Origin of the sequence: Bacillus sp. EB600 (assembly GCF_024494385.1) — a bacterium.
Classification (GTDB): domain Bacteria; phylum Bacillota; class Bacilli; order Bacillales; family Cytobacillaceae; genus JAEVLT01.
Genome location: NZ_JAEVLT010000008.1, coordinates 127,281 through 144,701 on the forward strand (window position 1 = coordinate 127,281; position 17,421 = coordinate 144,701).

22 protein-coding genes are annotated in these 17,421 nt (G+C 37.7%); 7 read left to right on the forward strand and 15 right to left on the reverse strand.

The window, feature by feature from the left end; translation table 11 throughout:
* Positions 1-49: 49 nt before the first annotated feature.
* Entirely contained in the window at positions 50-1,252 is a 1,203-nt protein-coding gene (locus JN080_RS11130) for an FtsW/RodA/SpoVE family cell cycle protein (protein ID WP_256236066.1), read from the reverse strand.
* 160 nt (positions 1,253-1,412) lie between these two features.
* The gene (locus tag JN080_RS11135; RefSeq protein WP_256236155.1) at positions 1,413-1,694 is read right to left on the reverse strand and encodes an Fpa/YlaN family protein; all 282 of its coding nucleotides are present in this window, start codon (positions 1,692-1,694) and stop codon (positions 1,413-1,415) included.
* A 229-nt stretch (positions 1,695-1,923) separates the two neighbouring features.
* Between JN080_RS11135 and JN080_RS11140 the strand changes: the two genes are divergently transcribed.
* Positions 1,924-2,421: a peptidyl-prolyl cis-trans isomerase gene (locus tag JN080_RS11140; RefSeq protein ID WP_256236067.1), complete on the forward strand. Its 498-nt coding sequence runs from the start codon at positions 1,924-1,926 to the stop codon at positions 2,419-2,421.
* Between the two features lie 95 nt (positions 2,422-2,516).
* On the opposite strand, the gene JN080_RS11145 is transcribed toward JN080_RS11140, so the two are convergent.
* On the reverse strand, positions 2,517-3,845 hold the full coding sequence (locus tag JN080_RS11145) for a PhoH family protein (RefSeq protein WP_256236068.1): 1,329 nt from the start codon (positions 3,843-3,845) through the stop codon (positions 2,517-2,519).
* A 143-nt stretch (positions 3,846-3,988) separates the two neighbouring features.
* Here JN080_RS11145 and JN080_RS11150 point away from each other — a divergent pair, with 143 nt between their 5' ends.
* Positions 3,989-4,588 (forward strand): YhcN/YlaJ family sporulation lipoprotein, encoded by a 600-nt coding sequence (locus JN080_RS11150; RefSeq protein WP_256236069.1) that lies wholly within the window; start codon positions 3,989-3,991, stop codon positions 4,586-4,588.
* An 86-nt stretch (positions 4,589-4,674) separates the two neighbouring features.
* Here the strand turns inward: JN080_RS11150 and JN080_RS11155 are convergent, their stop codons facing one another.
* The gene (locus JN080_RS11155) at positions 4,675-5,130 is read right to left on the reverse strand and encodes a pyridoxamine 5'-phosphate oxidase family protein (protein WP_256236070.1); all 456 of its coding nucleotides are present in this window, start codon (positions 5,128-5,130) and stop codon (positions 4,675-4,677) included.
* Between the two features lie 239 nt (positions 5,131-5,369).
* Here JN080_RS11155 and JN080_RS11160 point away from each other — a divergent pair, with 239 nt between their 5' ends.
* Positions 5,370-5,570 (forward strand): YlaI family protein, encoded by a 201-nt coding sequence (locus tag JN080_RS11160; RefSeq protein WP_256236071.1) that lies wholly within the window; start codon positions 5,370-5,372, stop codon positions 5,568-5,570.
* A 34-nt stretch (positions 5,571-5,604) separates the two neighbouring features.
* Here the strand turns inward: JN080_RS11160 and JN080_RS11165 are convergent, their stop codons facing one another.
* From JN080_RS11165 to typA, 3 genes are all read right to left on the reverse strand, one after another.
* Positions 5,605-5,904, reverse strand: coding sequence for a hypothetical protein (locus JN080_RS11165; RefSeq protein WP_256236072.1), 300 nt, complete (start codon positions 5,902-5,904; stop codon positions 5,605-5,607).
* Between the two features lie 12 nt (positions 5,905-5,916).
* Positions 5,917-6,231, reverse strand: coding sequence for a YlaH-like family protein (locus JN080_RS11170; RefSeq protein WP_256236073.1), 315 nt, complete (start codon positions 6,229-6,231; stop codon positions 5,917-5,919).
* Positions 6,232-6,347: 116 nt separating this feature from the next.
* A complete protein-coding gene (gene typA / locus JN080_RS11175; protein ID WP_256236074.1) occupies positions 6,348-8,186 on the reverse strand; it encodes a translational GTPase TypA in 1,839 nt (612 codons plus the stop codon).
* A gap of 201 nt (positions 8,187-8,387) precedes the next feature.
* Here typA and JN080_RS11180 point away from each other — a divergent pair, with 201 nt between their 5' ends.
* Complete coding sequence (locus JN080_RS11180; protein ID WP_256236075.1) at positions 8,388-8,573, forward strand: YlaF family protein; 186 nt, start codon at positions 8,388-8,390, stop codon at positions 8,571-8,573.
* A 64-nt stretch (positions 8,574-8,637) separates the two neighbouring features.
* Here the strand turns inward: JN080_RS11180 and JN080_RS11185 are convergent, their stop codons facing one another.
* Both JN080_RS11185 and JN080_RS11190 read right to left on the reverse strand, forming a co-directional pair.
* Positions 8,638-9,435 (reverse strand): inositol monophosphatase family protein, encoded by a 798-nt coding sequence (locus tag JN080_RS11185; RefSeq protein WP_305473915.1) that lies wholly within the window; start codon positions 9,433-9,435, stop codon positions 8,638-8,640.
* Positions 9,436-9,692: 257 nt separating this feature from the next.
* Positions 9,693-9,887: a hypothetical protein gene (locus JN080_RS11190; RefSeq protein WP_256236076.1), complete on the reverse strand. Its 195-nt coding sequence runs from the start codon at positions 9,885-9,887 to the stop codon at positions 9,693-9,695.
* A gap of 182 nt (positions 9,888-10,069) precedes the next feature.
* Between JN080_RS11190 and JN080_RS11195 the strand changes: the two genes are divergently transcribed.
* Positions 10,070-10,681: a YktB family protein gene (locus tag JN080_RS11195; protein ID WP_256236077.1), complete on the forward strand. Its 612-nt coding sequence runs from the start codon at positions 10,070-10,072 to the stop codon at positions 10,679-10,681.
* Positions 10,682-10,770: 89 nt separating this feature from the next.
* Here JN080_RS11195 and JN080_RS11200 read toward each other — a convergent pair whose 3' ends face one another.
* The gene (locus tag JN080_RS11200) at positions 10,771-11,043 is read right to left on the reverse strand and encodes a UPF0223 family protein (protein ID WP_256236078.1); all 273 of its coding nucleotides are present in this window, start codon (positions 11,041-11,043) and stop codon (positions 10,771-10,773) included.
* A gap of 63 nt (positions 11,044-11,106) precedes the next feature.
* Positions 11,107-12,069, reverse strand: a complete 963-nt coding sequence (locus JN080_RS11205) for an NAD(P)H-dependent flavin oxidoreductase (protein WP_256236079.1) — start codon at positions 12,067-12,069, stop codon at positions 11,107-11,109.
* Between the two features lie 210 nt (positions 12,070-12,279).
* Here JN080_RS11205 and JN080_RS11210 point away from each other — a divergent pair, with 210 nt between their 5' ends.
* Positions 12,280-13,752, forward strand: a complete 1,473-nt coding sequence (locus tag JN080_RS11210) for an aminotransferase class I/II-fold pyridoxal phosphate-dependent enzyme (protein ID WP_256236080.1) — start codon at positions 12,280-12,282, stop codon at positions 13,750-13,752.
* A gap of 226 nt (positions 13,753-13,978) precedes the next feature.
* On the opposite strand, the gene JN080_RS11215 is transcribed toward JN080_RS11210, so the two are convergent.
* Both JN080_RS11215 and JN080_RS11220 read right to left on the reverse strand, forming a co-directional pair.
* Positions 13,979-14,104 carry a GapA-binding peptide SR1P gene (locus JN080_RS11215; RefSeq protein ID WP_256236081.1) on the reverse strand — a complete coding sequence of 42 codons (126 nt, stop codon included), beginning with the start codon at positions 14,102-14,104 and terminating at the stop codon, positions 13,979-13,981.
* A 329-nt stretch (positions 14,105-14,433) separates the two neighbouring features.
* Complete coding sequence (locus tag JN080_RS11220) at positions 14,434-14,733, reverse strand: DUF3055 domain-containing protein (protein WP_256236082.1); 300 nt, start codon at positions 14,731-14,733, stop codon at positions 14,434-14,436.
* 155 nt (positions 14,734-14,888) lie between these two features.
* Here JN080_RS11220 and JN080_RS11225 point away from each other — a divergent pair, with 155 nt between their 5' ends.
* Positions 14,889-15,323, forward strand: coding sequence for a DUF1885 family protein (locus JN080_RS11225; protein ID WP_256236083.1), 435 nt, complete (start codon positions 14,889-14,891; stop codon positions 15,321-15,323).
* A 314-nt stretch (positions 15,324-15,637) separates the two neighbouring features.
* Here the strand turns inward: JN080_RS11225 and JN080_RS11230 are convergent, their stop codons facing one another.
* Positions 15,638-15,877, reverse strand: coding sequence for a hypothetical protein (locus JN080_RS11230; RefSeq protein ID WP_256236084.1), 240 nt, complete (start codon positions 15,875-15,877; stop codon positions 15,638-15,640).
* A gap of 129 nt (positions 15,878-16,006) precedes the next feature.
* A complete protein-coding gene (gene lpdA / locus JN080_RS11235) occupies positions 16,007-17,419 on the reverse strand; it encodes a dihydrolipoyl dehydrogenase (protein WP_256236085.1) in 1,413 nt (470 codons plus the stop codon).
* Positions 17,420-17,421: the final 2 nt, after the last annotated feature.

The window sequence follows — 17,421 nt, forward strand, 5'->3', positions numbered from 1 at the left end:
GCACCTCTATCACAAAAATTTTAAAGCGCAGGATAAATTAGCCCGCGCACTAAGAGCGAATCTGAAAAATATTTCCTGATTGTTTAGCTGTTTGTCTCTTCTGTTCTTGAGTATCTTTATACTTTTTTTCAAAATTAACAAACATCGAAACATTAACAAGAATACCAGTGGCAATCGCCAATTGTATCAACGAGGATCCGCCATAGCTTACAAATGGAAGCGGGACACCCGTCAACGGAATAACACCCGATACACCGGCAAGATTAACAAAGGATTGAATCCCAATCATACTTGATATTCCAATCGCCAGTAAACTGCCAAATGGATCTTTACATTGCAAGGCGACATATATTCCCCTTAGGACTATGTACCCTAATAATATGATCACAAAACCGACACCCCATACTCCAAGTTCCTCGGCAATTACAGCCATAATAAAATCAGTATGAGATTCCGGTAAATATCCAAGCTTTTCAATACCACGCCCCAATCCCAGCCCGTTTACTCCACCGGAACCAATCGCAATATATGAATTGGCCAAATGGTAACCAGAGGTTTGCTCAACTGCAAAGGGATCCTTTAAAACCGAAATACGATCCACACGTTTCTCAGAAAAAATTTGTCCCTTTAGAGCAAAACTAAAAGGTAATAACACTATAATACCAATTATAACAAGTTTCGCAAAATTTTTAAAATTCATACCGGAGGATAAAATCATCATTCCGGCAATTATCGCAATAATACCGGCAGTCCCGAAATCTGGTTGTATTGCAATTAAGCCGCAGGCCAGAACTAAATAAGCTAATGGCGGCACTACACCATTATTAAATTCATTAATATAGTCCTGTTTTTTGGCATAAACAGCTGCTAAGTATATAATCACACAAAGCTTTACGAATTCGGAAGGCTGGATACTGATCGGACCAAACTTAAACCAGCTTTGAGCGTTCCCGGCAACATGTCCAAAAATGAACAGAGCGACTAACCCGGACAACGATAAAAATACCATCGTGCCTAGTACTTTGTTACTTTTCATTGCTTTATAGGGGAAAGCTGCAAATAACAGAAACAATAGGGCTGCTCCAAACAGAAATAACTTTTGCTTTTGATAAAAATAATCGCTGCTGACACCATATCTTTGAACTGCGGAAGCCATGCTCGCACTATAGATCATAACCAAGCCGAAAATGGACAAAAGTATGATTGAAATTATTAATGAATAATCATACGATTTCAATATTTTCTTAATCATTATCTCTTCCTCATTTCAAAGTTTGCTCATTGATTTTATTATAAAAGATTATCACTAAGAATTCTTGAGGAAAAGGAACTTTTCTTTCAATTTATTCAAACTAATAGCTTTTGTTTACGTTTAACAAAAAACTCAAACAATTAGATGTTTGAGTTTTTTGTTATTTTTTTATCGATGCATCATGAAGTGCAGAAAGTTCTCTTTCTAATTTATCTAAAATCTCTTTACCGGATTCAATATCAATTAGACCAAGCCGAGCTGCGAAATCAATCTCTCTAGATAATCCAAACATTTGTGTATCCAACACCTCTTCATAAAGAGGACATTGAGGCATCGTGAGATTATCCATTTGCACTTTGATAAGTCTTAAAATTTTTTCAGCGTCAGCCTGTAATAGGGCAAAAGCTTTTTCTTGATGATCCACAATCATACCGGACGCCAACATTGATCCCCCCATTTCAGAGCGATTATTCAACTTATCTGTAAATTTTACCGTTAAATAATGAAAATTGCAAGAACATTCACCGCTATTCTTAAACTACTGAGAAATTAAATTAAATCAATCTCTCGGCTAGACCTAGGTTAAACCAGTTATTTTTACGAATGAGGAAATGTGACATTGAGCAAAAAAAAAGCTATACTTTACTTGTGTTAAGAACGGGGGAATGAGTATGTCAGAAATTATTTTATTAACTGGAAGTGTAAAGTATCCAATTACCCTTGATCCGGGAGTATGGATCTTTGATGATCGTCGGATCGATTTAACTACCTACTTCCATGAGGATCATGAAGAAAAAAATGAATTGGAAGAGTACACAAAAGCTATTTCCAAACATTGGGATAGAGAAATTAGAGAAGGTGCTATTTATCCTCCAACCTTGAAAACTGAAAAAAAGTATGAAAAGGAAAAAGTTTTAACAGGTACTTTTGGAGTTCCTTTTAAGCCCTTCTTGGCTAACGCAGAGCCTGATAGTAATGCTAAACTGCTTGTCATTCAAACTACAGATGGTGAAGTTGAAATGCCACTTACAAACGCATCTGATCTTATCTTCAAGTTTTCAGATAACGGAAAGCCGCTGAAAGAGGATGGACCTATCCACATTCTATATAAGGATGGATCAAATCAAGAGAATCCTATTAAAAATGTTAGAGCATTAAGTGTAAGATAAGACCAAAAGCACAAGCGCACGTTTAGCGGGTATACGAATCGCTGCGTGCTTGCGCTTACGAAGGAGACGGGTGCAGTTTTGCACCCGTTTTTTTCTTATAAAAGGTCAGCTGCCAATCTTGCAAGTCCAGATCTTTCACCTTTTAACAGCTTTACGTGACCTGAAACGTTTTGGTCCTTGAATTTTTCGACAACATAGGTTAGTCCATTGTTATATGCATCTAAATAGGGGTGGTCAATTTGTTCAGGGTCGCCCATTAATACAATCTTACTTCCTTCCCCAACCCGTGTAATAATCGTTTTTACCTCATGTTTCGTTAGATTTTGTGCTTCATCAATAATAATAAACTGCTCCGGCAAACTCCTGCCGCGGATATATGTTAATGCCTCCACTTCGATTGAGCCCATACCGGCTAAAATGGCATCAAGTTCCCCCGGCTTTTTCGTATTAAAAAGAAATTCAAGATTATCGTAGATTGGCTGCATCCATGGCCTAAGCTTCTCTTGTTTTTCTCCCGGTAAATACCCCAGATCTTTGCCGACAGGGACAATTGGCCTTGCGACAAGCAGCTTTTTGTATACCCGGAGATCCTCTGTTTGCAGTAGGCCGGATGCGAGTGCCAATAATGTTTTCCCCGTACCAGCTTTTCCAATTAAAGTAACCAGCGGGATATCCCTGCGTAATAATAGCTCAATCGCCATTGTTTGCTGCACATTACGCGGATTGATACCCCAGACATGCTCTTGATTTATGACTAATCTTTTTACTTTTTTACTTGTTTTATCTACCATTCCAAGTGCAGAGGCTGACCCGCCCAATGCATCCTTCATAACTAAATATTGATGTGGATAGAAAGGATGATTGGCTATTTCTGAAAGAGAAAGTTCCCCTTTTTCATAAAACCGATTTAAAAGGTCTACTGACAGATATACTTCTAAAAAGCCCGTATAAATATGGTCAACCTCTACAACCCGATCACTTAGAAAGTCCTCCGCATACATACCTAGTGCGTCTGCTTTTACACGAACGAGTGCATCCTTACTAACAAGAATTACCTTTTTTCCATTTTCCTTTGTCTGTTCCTCTAAGTATAAATTCTTTGCGACTGCAAGAATTCGATTATCGTTCGTTTTTTCAACGAATATGTCCTGCAGTTCATGAAATGATCGATGATTTAATTCGATTCTTAATGAACCCCCATGTTCCAGGGTGATTTTTTCATGAAGTTTGCCTGACTCCCTTAAATTATCAATTAATCGAGACACATGCCTTGCATTTCTTCCAATTTCATCCATATATCTTTTTTTTGAATCTACTTCTTCAAGAACTACAGCCGGAATTACGACTTCGTTGTCTCCAAAAGAGAAAATGGAATACGGGTCTTGTAATAAGACATTTGTATCTAATACATAAATTTTACCCAATCCGATGCCTCCCGCTTCTCTTAATATAATACTCTTTTGCTAGATAGGACTTTGGTAAAATATATGTTTATTGGAATAAGGATAGACGAAAATCCACACAATAAAGTCAATAAGTTGTACTTCATCATGGAGGTGTATGTAAAATGAAAAAAATATTCATAACTGCAGTGGTTTTTTTCATTTTAAGCGGCTGCAATACAGATAAAAATGTTCAAAAAAACACAAATCAAAAATTGGTAAACGTTAAAAACAGTAATATTCAAGAGGTGGACCGAAAAACAGGGCAAGAAATCTCCAAGAATTTGGTTGAACTTTCAACAAGTGTCCCAAACGTAGATGATGCAACCGCCGTTGTTTTAGGGAGATATGCCATTGTTGGAATTGATGTAAATTCTAAAATTGATCGGTCACAGGTAGGCAGTATCAAGTATTCTGTTGCTGAAGCCCTAAGAAAAGATCCTCACGGGGCAAATGCGGTTGTAGTTGCAGACCCCGATACAAACCAACGATTGAAGAATATATCGTCAGAAATTCAAAAAGGACGGCCGATCCAAGGAATTATGAATGAACTTGCAGAAGTTGCCGGCCGACTTATGCCTGAGATTCCAGGCAATTTAGTAAATCCAACCCCTAAAACTGGAACAGAAGATCAGAAAAAGAAGCTTCCAGCCAATGAAAAAAATAATTTAGATAAAAAACAAGAAGAACAATCAAATCATCAGAAAAGCGAAAGAGCCCGTTAAGCGACGTTCACTTGTCGTTGGGCGCTGCAGTTAGTTATCTATGTCGAAATGTTTATACTTTTTACTACAAAAAAAAGCCTAGTTACCTAGGCTTTTTTGATTGCATCCATTACTTGTTTATCCAACCGAGCAGCGGCATTTTTATCATAAGTTTTATCATAGGTTGGTTCTGTAACAATTTTAGATCCATAAAACATCACGTCACGAACTTCAGTTATTTTAATTTCAACCAAGGCAAGCTTTAATGGAACTTCAGCTAATTTTTCTTCCTTTACTGATGCTGACCCTTGAATCGAATATGTAGATTCATTCGCAATTAAATTAATAACAACTGAATTATTATGTTGAATGTTTTGAATAATTCTTGAACGATTATCAACTGCAAAGTAGATCGTCTTTTCGTCTTTTGCCAATACCCACGAAATCGCACTGACATTTGGACCGCCTTTCTCAAAATCAACTGTAGCGATCGTCACAAACCGCTCTTTTTGTAATTCATCAAAAAGTGGCTTGACTAGTTTTTCTTCTACTTGATTTGCCATCACATTACTCACCCTTCCAATATTCCCCATATTAATATTAAATTGCTAACATCATATTACTACTATAGCCAATATCGAGCAAATAAAACGTATGGCGGCATTTTTAAAAGATAACGTTAATCTGCGTTAGCTTTCCTTTTTTTAGGAAAGGGGAATTCACTTAACTTTGGGATAATAGTCATGATATACTATAAGAAACATGTTTGTTTTTCGGTAAGAAGAAAGATTTGGGGTGTTTTATGAGAGTAAAATGTGTAATTTGCGATAAAATTGAATCGATTAATGATGAATCGTTATTAGCGAAGCGGCTGAGAAACCGTCCCATTCATACATATATGTGCGAATCCTGTAATGAAAGAATCAGCGAGAGGACGAATGCACGAATTAGCACAGGGAACTTTCGACTATACCGTGCACGCCCTAATAATGATGATTGGTAAAAATAAAAGCAGAAGCGCCCTTGGCCTTCTGCTTTTATTTTTCTTCTTCTATTGGGAAATTTTCGTATCTTTCAGGGTTTTCATTTATTTGGTTAAGCATGATGTCAATTAATTCAATTGGATAACGTTGTTTTTTTTGCTCACCTTTAATCGTATATGAAACGAAATACATAGGATCTTCCTTGTTCACTTCGATATCAGCTACACCATGATCTTCACTTAATACTTTTTCAAAGAGATCTTTTGTTTCCTTTGCAGCTGAGTCTTCAGGACGTGCATCGCAAACAACCTTGATCGTGAGCCAATTATAAAGTGCATCCTGTAGTGACCTCACACTTCATCCCCCTTATTTCATATCAGCTTGTTGCTTTTTCGATTGATGGAGGCGGATTTTATAAATAATTAAGATAAGCGCAGCTACGACCAGACCCTCAGCAACTGGCAAAAATATACCAAAAAATGTCATTATTGTACAACCAAGTATCAAAAAGATATAAATAATCATTGATTGAAAAAGGGGTAGCTTCTTTGCAAACCCCAGTTTATATACAATAATCGATAAAACAACAATCGTAAGATACAAAAGCCACATGCCAACCTTTGGCTGCTCATTAACTTTATAGAGAGCAGCGAAGAATGAAAGTCGTTCCGTAATATTCATATCTTCAAGAAGCCTCCTTTAAAAAATTTCTCCATCAGCTCTTTTATCATGTTGGCTGTGACATCATTGTATACATATCTTCACTGACGAGGTTCTAAAGCCGGGAGATAAGCTGTTTAGCTCATCTGCGCCGTTTTTTTCTTTTTAGCCGATTTTTCACGTTCATTTTTATCAAGAATCTTTTTACGCAGACGTACTGACTCAGGAGTTACTTCACAATACTCATCATCATTTAAGTATTCTAAAGACTCTTCTAAAGTCATAACCCGAGGTCTTTTAATTACGTTCGTTTGGTCTTTTGTAGCAGAACGAACGTTTGTTTGTTGTTTCATTTTTGTAATATTAACCGTAATATCACTTTCACGACTGTTTTCTCCAACAATCATGCCCTCGTAAATTTCGGTTCCCGGTTCAATAAAAATTGTTCCTCTGTCTTCAACTTGCATAATCCCATATGTGGTAGCCTTTCCTGTTTCCATTGATACAAGAACGCCTTGGTGTCTACCCCCAACTTGCCCTGCAATCATTGGCTGATAGCTGTCAAATGTATGGTTTAGAATTCCATAACCACGTGTAAGGGTCATAAATTCTGTTGTGTAACCGATAAGTCCACGAGCCGGCACATTAAAGATTAGGCGCACTTGACCAGAGCCATTGTTAATCATATCAAGCATCTCGCCTTTACGGGCTCCAATTGATTCCATAATTGCACCAGTGTTTTCTTCAGGGACATCAATTTGTACTCTTTCAATCGGCTCACAGCGTACTCCATCAACCATCCTTACAATAACTTCTGGTTTAGAAACTTGAAGTTCAAAGCCTTCACGGCGCATATTTTCAATTAAAATTGATAAATGAAGCTCCCCACGGCCTGATACAATCCATGCATCCGGAGAATCTGTATTTTCAACCCTTAGGCTTACATCTGTATGCAATTGTGCGCGTAATCTTTCTTCGATCTTTCTTGATGTTAAATACTTTCCTTCTTTCCCTGCAAATGGACTGTTGTTTACTAAAAATGTCATTTGCAAAGTAGGTTCGTCAATTCTTAGTACTGGCAATGCTTCTTGATGTTCAGTCGGACATACAGTTTCCCCTACATTAATGTCTTCCATTCCAGAAACAGCGATTAAATCGCCGGCATAAGCTTCTTCGATCTCCTCACGTTTTAAGCCAAAGAAACCAAATATTTTTGTTACCCGGAATTGTTTCACAGAACCATCTAATTTCATTAAAGCAACCTGCTGACCAACATGCATCTTACCGCGGAACACACGGCCAATCCCAATTCTGCCGACATAATCATTATAATCTAAAAGGGCCACCTGGAATTGCAGAGGCTCCTCACGATTATCGACTGGTGCAGGGATGTATTCGATAATTGCCTCGTATAATGATTTCATATTTTCATCCTGTTTTTCCGGGTCTGTACTTGCTGTTCCGTTAACAGCAGAAGCATAAATGACTGGAAAATCAAGCTGATCTTCTTCTGCACCAAGTTCAATAAATAAATCAAGCACTTCATCGATAACTTCTAATGGGCGTGCAGTATCCTTATCTATTTTATTTACAACAACAATTGGAGTCAAACGTTGTTCCAATGCTTTCTTTAGCACAAAACGAGTTTGCGGCATACATCCTTCATAGGCATCAACAACCAATAATACACCATCAACCATTTTCATAATCCGCTCAACTTCACCGCCAAAGTCTGCGTGTCCTGGTGTGTCGAGAATATTGATCCTTTTGTCTTGATATTGAATAGCTGTATTTTTTGCTAAAATTGTGATCCCTCGTTCTCTTTCCAAGTCATTTGAATCCATGGCACGTTCTTCAACATGCTCATTTGAGCGGAAAGTTCCAGCTTGCTTTAACAACTGATCAACCAAGGTTGTTTTACCGTGGTCAACGTGAGCTATAATTGCTATATTGCGTATATCGTCTCTTAATTTCAAAAAAATTCACTCCTACTTATTTTCTATAAAAAAATAACCTAATATTAGTCTCCCATTCACAACTAAAATATTATACCACATTTTATTGTAGAAACCTAAAAGCATTTTATTGTACAATGTATATTAACAGCATTCAAGCTGATATTTCAACAAAATATTACAAAAAAAAGAATTATAAGGACAATAAAGGGGATTCGTGATATGAAACAAGTTAAGTGGATTTTTCTTATTTATGCGATACTTTCTGCCGCAAGCATTATAGGTATTGGTATTGCAATCGCAGAAAAAAGTATCATTGGAGCTGTCGGCAGCATTATCGCTGTCATCCTCATTATGGGTCTAGGGTTTAGCCAAAAGAAAAAAATGCGCGAAAGTGGCAATCTTTAGGCTAATACACTCTGTCTATGATAAGAAGAAGCCTGATTGATTCAGGCTTCTTTCTTTTTTAGTATTACCAATTACCATCGTTTAAATATTTTTTTAAAATTGTTTGGTGAAATCCAGGCTTGGCTACGAGCAGGGTGTCTTTTGTCAGAAAGTCTAATTTTTTTCCTTTTAAATTCGTTACAACCCCTCCTGCCTCCTCTACAATGATGGATCCCCCTCCAAAATCCCATGGAGCGAGCCTTAAGGCAATATATGCATCAATTCTCCCCGCTGCCACATAGGCCATTTCCAGCGCAGCAGAACCGTATGATCGTAACCCCCTTGCATCTTTTGCAAGCGGTATGAGCAGGTTATGGTCAATTCGATGATTTTCCATTAACCACGTTGGATTTATGCCAATTATAGCTTTAGAGACATCTACTTCCCGTAGTCCAGTCAGTCTTTTTTCATTTAAATATGCACCACTGCCTCTTATGGCATGGTACATCTCGTCGCGGACAACATCATAAATAACACCAATTTTTCCTACTCCATCTTCGTATATACCTACAGATATCGCAAAATCGTGCTGCTGATGGACAAAATTCATCGTTCCATCAATAGGATCAAGCATCCAGACGATTCCTTCCATACTTTTCAGGTCATCGCCAAATCCTTCTTCTCCTAAGATTTTATGGTCTGGAAACGTTTCTCTAATTTTTTCAATGAAGAATTGTTCAACCTCCCGATCAATATTTGTTACCAGATCATTGGGGTTTGATTTCGTTTGAATGTCCAACTTCATTTCAAAAGAAGCGCGGATCCTAATTCCAGCCTCCTTGACCCATTGCTTAGCAAAAGCATCTATTTTTTCCCAATTCATTATGTAACCCCCATTTCGACCCTTCACCTTTGGTCTTATGTATTTTTATCGAAGAGACATCATTACTATTATAAGCTTATCCAATAAGGTTAAGACCATCAACTTTTAGCTCGCCTTGTTGTTTATCTATTTTTCTAAAAAGAATCAATACAAAAACAAACGAACTCCTATCTACTTCATCAATAGGAGTTCGCGCTAGTTTAAAAATATATCTACATCCATTATTCCATGTTTCCCCTTAGTTGAATTACTTACTATTAAAGAGCTTTTAACCGCAGTAGCTCTTGGCGGATTCTTTCTAGCTTTTGCTTACAATACTTCATCTTTTCTCCATTTTTTTCTGACATAGCCTCAAAAAGTGTCGCCAGCTCATAATCCATTTCCAATCTTAATACTGCAGACCGTTCTTTATCACTTGATTTTTTGCGAGATGTATTCATCAATTGTTTCATATTTTAAAACCCTCCCCTATCATTAACTGATTTTTCTGATTATTTTTATTATTATAATATGAAAATTAATGAATGTTTGCAACAAATATGTGCTAACACCTATGAATTCGTCAAAAGCAGGAAAATTTCAGTCAAACCACTATTATGTTAAAATAATTGGAAAAAGAACCTGGGAGGATAAAATGAATTTTTCTGGCTTTTCAAACGATGATTTTGATACATTTAAAATAGAAGGTCTTAACGCAAGAATGATAGCAATTCAAGAACGCATTCGTCCAAAGTTCCAAGAAATAGGGCAATTGTTAACGGACGAACTTTCTACATTAGCCGGAAATGAAATGTTTTTACATATTGCAAAACACGCCCGTCGAACCATCAATGCCCCCCAAGATACATGGCTAGCGATTGCAGCGAACAAACGTGGATACAAACAACACCCGCATTTCCAAGTTGGATTGTTTGACGATCATGTTTTTATTTGGCTTGCGTTCATTTACGAATTGCCAAACAAGACAGAAATTGCAAAGAAATTCCTGAATAACCTGAAAACCTTTAAAGAGATTCCCGACGATTTTGTCATTTCACTTGACCATATGAAAAAGGAGTCTATGTCAATAAAAGAAATCAACATGAAGCACTCGCTTGAACGATTCCGTGACGTGAAAAAGGCGGAATTTCTTGTTGGACGTCATGTTCAATCGAATGACCCCTTATTGACTGATGGAGAAGCATTTGTTTCACTTGTCGAAGATACATTCAAGACATTGTTCCCAATATACAAATTATCGTTGTAAAAAAAGCGCCTTTGCAAAAATTTAATACTATGCGACAAGGCTACTGACACCATCAGTAGCCTTGTTTTAATTTCTTCTGCTTTTTCTAATTATTTCATTAAAATCTTGTCGGAAACATCTGCCTCTTTTGCCTTTTTAATTGTACGATATGAAGAATATCCGCTTATTTCTTCAAACTCACCGCAAAGCTTTTTTTCTTCGGCAATACTAGGGACAACCTTTTTAAAACGGCGGTATGCCGCCATTAAATCTTCGCGTCTAATACCTTTCTCGTAGGCCTTTTCAATCGCCTCGAAAAAATGAATGACATCGATTGTCTCATCTGTTGTCCAATGGTAGTCAATGGGATACTGATACTCCATTTTGTCACCTGCTTTAATTTTGTATACTTCTAACTGTAACCCATTTAGGAAATAGAATAAAGATTATTCATTTCCCCATCTTTTCCGGATTTGTTCTGCATCTGAAATGATCCGGTTAAAAAGCTCCTCTACTGTTGGCACATCTCTTATTAATCCCATCACCTGACCGGCCCACGCAAATCCTTCATCTATTTTTCCCTCATGGATATACCTAGTATTTGCTTGACCGCTCACTAAGTGTTTTAGCTGCTCATATCCGCCGCCTATTTTTTCAATTTCCATGATTTTTTTTGTCCAACTATTGGCTATTGCTCTTGCTGGGGCTCCAATCGATCGTTTAATAACTATTGTATCCATTTCTTTTCCTTCAACAAGGGCTTTTTTATAAGCAGCATCAGCATGTACACATTCCTTGGTTGCGATGAATCTCGTCCCCATTTCAATCCCTTCAGCTCCTAGGGTCAGTGATGCCATTAGCCCACGTCCGTCGCCAATACCCCCGGAAGCAATAACAGGAATAGATACTGAATCTACTACTTGAGGGATCAAAACCATTGTTCCGATATCATCTCTTCCAAGGTGACCACCGCCCTCCTGCCCGACAACGATAACAGCATCAGCACCAAGTTCTTCCGCTTTTTCAGCCTGTCGTCTTGCTGCAACAAGAACCAGTTTTTTACTATTTGTTCCTTTTAATTGGTCCAAAATTGGGGCAGGATTCCCCCCTGTCATCGTTACTACAGGGACTTCCTCATCAATTGCAACCTGTAACATGTCACTAAACGGTCTACCATGCTGTCCGATCGCATAATTAACCCCAAATGGCTTGGAGGTTAACTTTTTTACTTTGCGAATCTCAGACCTCAGACTTTCAGGATCAGCAAGTGACATGGCTGTAATTTGACCTAGCCCGCCAGCGTTTGACACAGCGGCTGCTAACTCTGAATAAGCAAGATAGGCAAGTCCGCCTTGAATAATCGGATATTTAATATTTAATAGCTCTGTTACTCGAGTGTTCCAATTCACTTTTAAGCCTCCTAATAATTGATTTACTAGTTATTTCGTTCATAAAGGGTAATTTTCCTTTTAATATGCAAAACTAAGATAAACTGAGAAAGAATAAACAAAACGTGATTTTTTCTATGCAACGAAGGGTTATAATGCTATAATTCATATGTTTTGAAAATTAGCGTTACAATTAAAGAGTATTTTTTGAAATAGAGGTGTAGAGAAAAAATGTCACAATATGAAACACCGTTATTTAGCGGTTTATTAGAACATGCAAAGAAAAACCCAGTTCAATTCCATATTCCTGGGCATAAAAAAGGAACTGGAATTGACCCTGAATTTAGAAGTTTTATTGGAGATAATGCCTTATCCATTGATTTAATAAACATCAGCCCTCTTGATGATCTTCACCAGCCAAAAGGGATTATTAAACAAGCTCAAGACCTTGCCGCTGAAGCATTTGGCGCTGACCATACCTTTTTTTCTGTCCAAGGAACGAGCGGGGCAATTATGACGATGGTTATGGCAGTATGTGGTCCAGACGATAAAATTATTGTTCCTAGGAATGTTCATAAATCAGTTATGTCAGCAATTGTATTCTCGGGAGCTATTCCTGTGTTTATTCATCCGGAAATTGATGAAAATCTCGGAATTTCACACGGCATTACAAATGATTCCGTTGAAAAGGCTCTACAACAACACCCTGATGCAAAGGGTGTACTTGTTATCAATCCAACTTATTTCGGTATATCTGCTGATTTAAAGAAGATTGTTGAAATTGCACATTCTCACAATGTCCCAGTATTAGTCGATGAAGCACATGGAGCCCATATTCATTTTCATGATGAACTCCCACTTTCAGCTATGCAGGCAGGAGCTGATATGGCGGCAACTAGCGTTCATAAGCTGGGCGGTTCAATGACCCAAAGCTCCATTCTTAATGTAAAGGATGGTCTTGTTTCCGCGAAACGTGTGCAATCAATCTTAAGCATGTTAACGACTACTTCGACATCCTATTTATTGCTAGCTTCCCTAGATGTAGCACGTAAACGCTTGGCAACAGAAGGTAGGGAACTCATTAATAAAACAATAAAACTCTCACAGTCGATTCGGAAGCAAATAAATGAAATTGAACACTTGTATTGTGTTGGAGAAGAAATATTAGGTTCAAAAGCCACCTTTGGCTATGATCCAACGAAGCTAATTATTTCTGTAAAGGATTTAGGAATCAGTGGATTTGAAGTAGAAAAATGGCTAAGGGAAAAATATAATATTGAGGTTGAATTGTCAGACCTTTATAACATCCTTTGTATCATATCACCTGGAGATACAGAAACAGAAGCCAATATTTTAATCCAGGCGTTAAAGGAGCTTGCGGATGAATGTGAGCACCGCACTGAAAAGATTGTACCTTTGCAAGTTCTCTTACCAGATATCCCACTCCTTGCTCTTACGCCAAGAGATGCCTTTTATGCAGAAACAGAAACGATACCATTTGAGGAATCAGAGGGTAGAATTATTGCTGAATTTATTATGGTTTATCCACCGGGAATTCCTATTTTTATACCAGGTGAAATTATTACAAAGGAAAACCTTCACTATATTCGCGAAAACTTAGAGGTAGGTCTTCCTGTCCAAGGACCAGAAGACGACGAAATTAAAACCATTCGGGTTATTAAAGAATATAAAGCCATCGAATAAGAAAAGCTAAAAGCACCCGTTTAGCGGAGTACACTACGCTGGGCACTAGCCGACTAAAAAGCACTGCCGTCCTCGGCAACGCCGGCACTAGCACGTCCTCGAAAAAGCTAATGCTTTTCCTTCGTGGGATGCAAAGCTATCGAAGCTAGACTATAAAAAAACAGGGTTCCTTTCCAGGAGCCCTGTTTATGTTATAAAATAAAAAGTTATTTAGTTTAGATTCGCTTTATTTCCCTTGTTCCTTGTGATTATCATCACTACAGCAATGGCATTTACCATAAAGAACAGTTACTTTTTCATCTTCAAAATGAGTAATAGTAGACTCACAATCTTGGCATACAAGTGTACCCATCATTTCAATCCCCTTCTCATTATCTTAATTTCATGAAAGCGTTTCAACTTCCTTACACTTATAATAATATAACACATTTAACATTTCAAGCCTAAATTGTATATCACATTAAAGTTTTTTTGTAATCTCAGTAATACTTAATTAGTAATAATGTGCAAAAAATAAAAGCGGAAGCGCCCATTTTGCGAAGTACAGTAGCCGCTGGGCGCTGGAGCTAGACGATGATTAGATTCATTCAAAGTTATCAATAGGGTAATAATTTATAATTCCTTAATTAGAAAAAACAGGCTTTGCCATTAGCCTGCTTATCTGTTTTTTATTCACTTAAATTATTCATATTGTGTTGTAAATGGAAGAGTAGGAAGGGCTTCACTGAAAAAATCAGCTAGATCAGCAGCCTGCTGCTTAGTTTGGATATGGAATACAGTTTGCAAGTGGTCTAAATCTTCGAGATCTCTTGGATCGAGGAGTGTGGATCGGCCGGTTTGCATGCAAACAACTAGAGGCTTTCCAAAAAACATATTTGTGTAGACGATCCCAAAATCATAGCGGCTTTGTTCCGTGGTAAAACCAACAAATCTTACTTGAACGTTTTCCTGCTCATCGTAGAGCTTTCCAAATAATTCCATATTATTCCTCCAATGTTTTTTGAATATTAAGAATTTAATTGTAACCCATTTTTTTTAATAAAACAAGACAATTCTTCGTAAGTGTTGTCATTGCATTTTAATCAGTGCTAAAATAAAGTAGCATATACATACGGATACCTGAGGAGGAATATTGGATGGCGATAAATGCCTATATAAAGCTAGTGCCTTCATCCTTAAAGCAAACAATTACAATCGACGAAGTAAAGGAACTATTCTTATATTATCAGCAAATAACCGGAAAAACCGGAGAAGAATTAGAGTGGGATTATGAGAATTATGCCTTTCCATATGAAATAAAAGAAACAGAAGAGGGAAAAGGCAAATGGTTTTATCTTTCTAGCAATCATGAACGATATAATGCAATTTTGGTTGGCGTTGATAAAGAAGTTTCTCGTGATGAAAACGGTGAGGAGAAAGAACAAACATACATACAACTAACATTACCTGATCAATCAACCTTCGGGGATAAAGGAAAAGCAAATGAATTTTGCAAATTCCTTGGAAAAAAATTGCAAGGTGAGCTTCATCTATTTAACGGAAGAATAATGTACTTTTATCCTAGAAAGTAAGAAAAGCGAAAGCGCCCGAATTAAGGAACGTCGACTAGAAACCGCCACATCCTGTGGCGAACGTCGACGTCAGCACATCCTGTGCAAGTCCGTATGGACTGGAGCACACCGACTGAGATAAAGGAAACACGAGGAGCGTTAGCGCATACGTGCTTGACTAATCGTAGGGAGGTGGGCGAAGTACACTAGTCGCTGGGTGCTGGAGCTAGACAGTTATCTAAGTTCAAAATTCTATACTTTCTTATTCTTTAGTAATGCTCCCTATTGGGAGCTTTTTTGTGGGCAGTCGTGTAATTTGGCTGAGTACCTTTTTGTTAAGAAAAATGTGCAAGGGTAAAATGAATGGACGCATATATGGTTAGACTTAACGAAGTGAGGAAAAATGCTTTTGGCCCTGATTTTGTAAGCGTACGGCCAAGTATAAAAGCTAAATAGTAAAATATAAAAAACATAATTACTTTGTAGACAAGCTGATCATGGTTCGAAAGCCATGCAACAACCGTATAACCACTCCAAATAATAAATTGAATGATAATTACAACATAGACTTTCATTACCTCCACCACCATATTTTTTCCTTCTTATACTTATTTTATGTATATGATTAGATTAAAAAGTTATTTTTCATTTCAAAAGTTTAAAAAAAAACGACTTTCCCCAGTTAGGAAAGTCGTTTTGATATCTTACTTAAGAACATGAATTGGAGTTCCAAGAGCTACTTCTGCAGCTTCCATTGTCATTTCTCCAAGTGTCGGGTGAGCATGGATTGTCATTGCAATGTCTTCAGCAGTCATTCCTGCTTCAACAGCCAAGCCTAACTCCGAAATTATATCTGATGCATTTGCACCGGCAATTTGTGCACCGATAACAAGTCCATCTTCTTTACGGGTAACAAGCTTTACAAACCCATCTGTACTATCGAGTGATAGGGCACGTCCATTACCTGCATAAGGAAATTTCGCTGCTACAACTGCAATGCCTTCATCTTTTGCTTGTTTTTCAGTATAACCAACTGTTGCCAACTCTGGGTCTGAGAAAACAACTGCTGGGATCCCAACATAGTCAATTTCAGATGGATGTCCAGCAATGGCCTCAGCTGCGACTTTTGCTTCGTAGGATGCCTTATGTGCTAATTGCGGACCTGGGACAACATCACCAATTGCATAAATATTGCTGACATTCGTACGGCATTGTTTATCAATTTCAATTATTCCACGGTCTGACATTTTCACTCCAGCTTGTTCAAGACCCATTTCATCAGTATTAGGACGGCGTCCGACCATTACGAATACATAATCAGCGTCAATTTTCTTTTCTTCGCCTTTTACCTCAAAGGTTACAGTAACGCCATTTTCAGTTTCTTCTACACCTTTTGCCATTGCTTTGGTATAGAATTCCACACCCTTTTTCTTCATACTTTTCTTAACAAGGGCTGACATTTGTTTTTCAAAGCCTACGCCTAGTATTTCATCTGCACCCTCTAAAATCGTTACTTGGGTACCAAAATTTGCATAAGAACCGCCGAGTTCAATTCCGATAACCCCACCGCCAATGACAACGATTTTTTCAGGGATTTCAGCTAAATCGAGAGCACCAGTCGAATTTAGAACGCGTTTTGAATATTTAAACGTTGGCAATTCGATTGGACGGGATCCCGTCGCAATAATCGCATTTTTAAAATTGTAGGTTTGAGCATTTTTTTCGCCCATCACCCGTAGTGAATTACTGTCTACAAAGAATGCTTCACCACGAACGATATCTACTTTATTTCCTTTTAAAAGTCCTTCAACGCCGCCAGTTAACTTTTTAACAATACCAGCTTTCCATTGTTGAACCTTTGAAAAATCAACTTTTACATTCTCTGCTGTAATTCCATATGCATCCGAATGTATTGCTGTTTCATAGCGGTGACCCGCAGCAATTATTGCTTTTGAAGGAATACAGCCGACGTTTAAACAAACGCCGCCAATATACTCTTTTTCAACAATCGTTACTTTTTGTCCTAGTTGGGCAGCGCGAATTGCCGCTACATACCCACCAGGTCCTGCACCAATAACTATAGTATCTGTTTCAATTGGGAAATCTCCGACTACCATTT

Bases quoted from the DNA above. Each gene is read 5' to 3' on its own strand.
- JN080_RS11185 (WP_305473915.1), bottom strand. From the start codon at position 9,435: ATGAATTGGGAAAAAATAGATGCTTTTGCTAAGCAATGGGTCAAGGAG.
- JN080_RS11130 (WP_256236066.1), bottom strand. From the start codon at position 1,252: ATGATTAAGAAAATATTGAAATCGTATGATTATTCATTAATAATTTCA.
- JN080_RS11200 (WP_256236078.1), bottom strand. From the start codon at position 11,043: ATGGAGTATCAGTATCCCATTGACTACCATTGGACAACAGATGAGACA.
- JN080_RS11140 (WP_256236067.1), top strand. From the start codon at position 1,924: ATGTCAGAAATTATTTTATTAACTGGAAGTGTAAAGTATCCAATTACC.
- JN080_RS11150 (WP_256236069.1), top strand. From the start codon at position 3,989: ATGAAAAAAATATTCATAACTGCAGTGGTTTTTTTCATTTTAAGCGGC.
- JN080_RS11195 (WP_256236077.1), top strand. From the start codon at position 10,070: ATGAATTTTTCTGGCTTTTCAAACGATGATTTTGATACATTTAAAATA.
- JN080_RS11210 (WP_256236080.1), top strand. From the start codon at position 12,280: ATGTCACAATATGAAACACCGTTATTTAGCGGTTTATTAGAACATGCA.
- JN080_RS11160 (WP_256236071.1), top strand. From the start codon at position 5,370: ATGAGAGTAAAATGTGTAATTTGCGATAAAATTGAATCGATTAATGAT.
- JN080_RS11225 (WP_256236083.1), top strand. From the start codon at position 14,889: ATGGCGATAAATGCCTATATAAAGCTAGTGCCTTCATCCTTAAAGCAA.
- JN080_RS11190 (WP_256236076.1), bottom strand. From the start codon at position 9,887: ATGAAACAATTGATGAATACATCTCGCAAAAAATCAAGTGATAAAGAA.
- lpdA (WP_256236085.1), bottom strand. From the start codon at position 17,419: ATGGTAGTCGGAGATTTCCCAATTGAAACAGATACTATAGTTATTGGT.
- JN080_RS11155 (WP_256236070.1), bottom strand. From the start codon at position 5,130: ATGGCAAATCAAGTAGAAGAAAAACTAGTCAAGCCACTTTTTGATGAA.
- JN080_RS11220 (WP_256236082.1), bottom strand. From the start codon at position 14,733: ATGGAATTATTTGGAAAGCTCTACGATGAGCAGGAAAACGTTCAAGTA.
- JN080_RS11180 (WP_256236075.1), top strand. From the start codon at position 8,388: ATGAAACAAGTTAAGTGGATTTTTCTTATTTATGCGATACTTTCTGCC.
- JN080_RS11170 (WP_256236073.1), bottom strand. From the start codon at position 6,231: ATGAATATTACGGAACGACTTTCATTCTTCGCTGCTCTCTATAAAGTT.
- JN080_RS11215 (WP_256236081.1), bottom strand. From the start codon at position 14,104: ATGGGTACACTTGTATGCCAAGATTGTGAGTCTACTATTACTCATTTT.
- JN080_RS11230 (WP_256236084.1), bottom strand. From the start codon at position 15,877: ATGAAAGTCTATGTTGTAATTATCATTCAATTTATTATTTGGAGTGGT.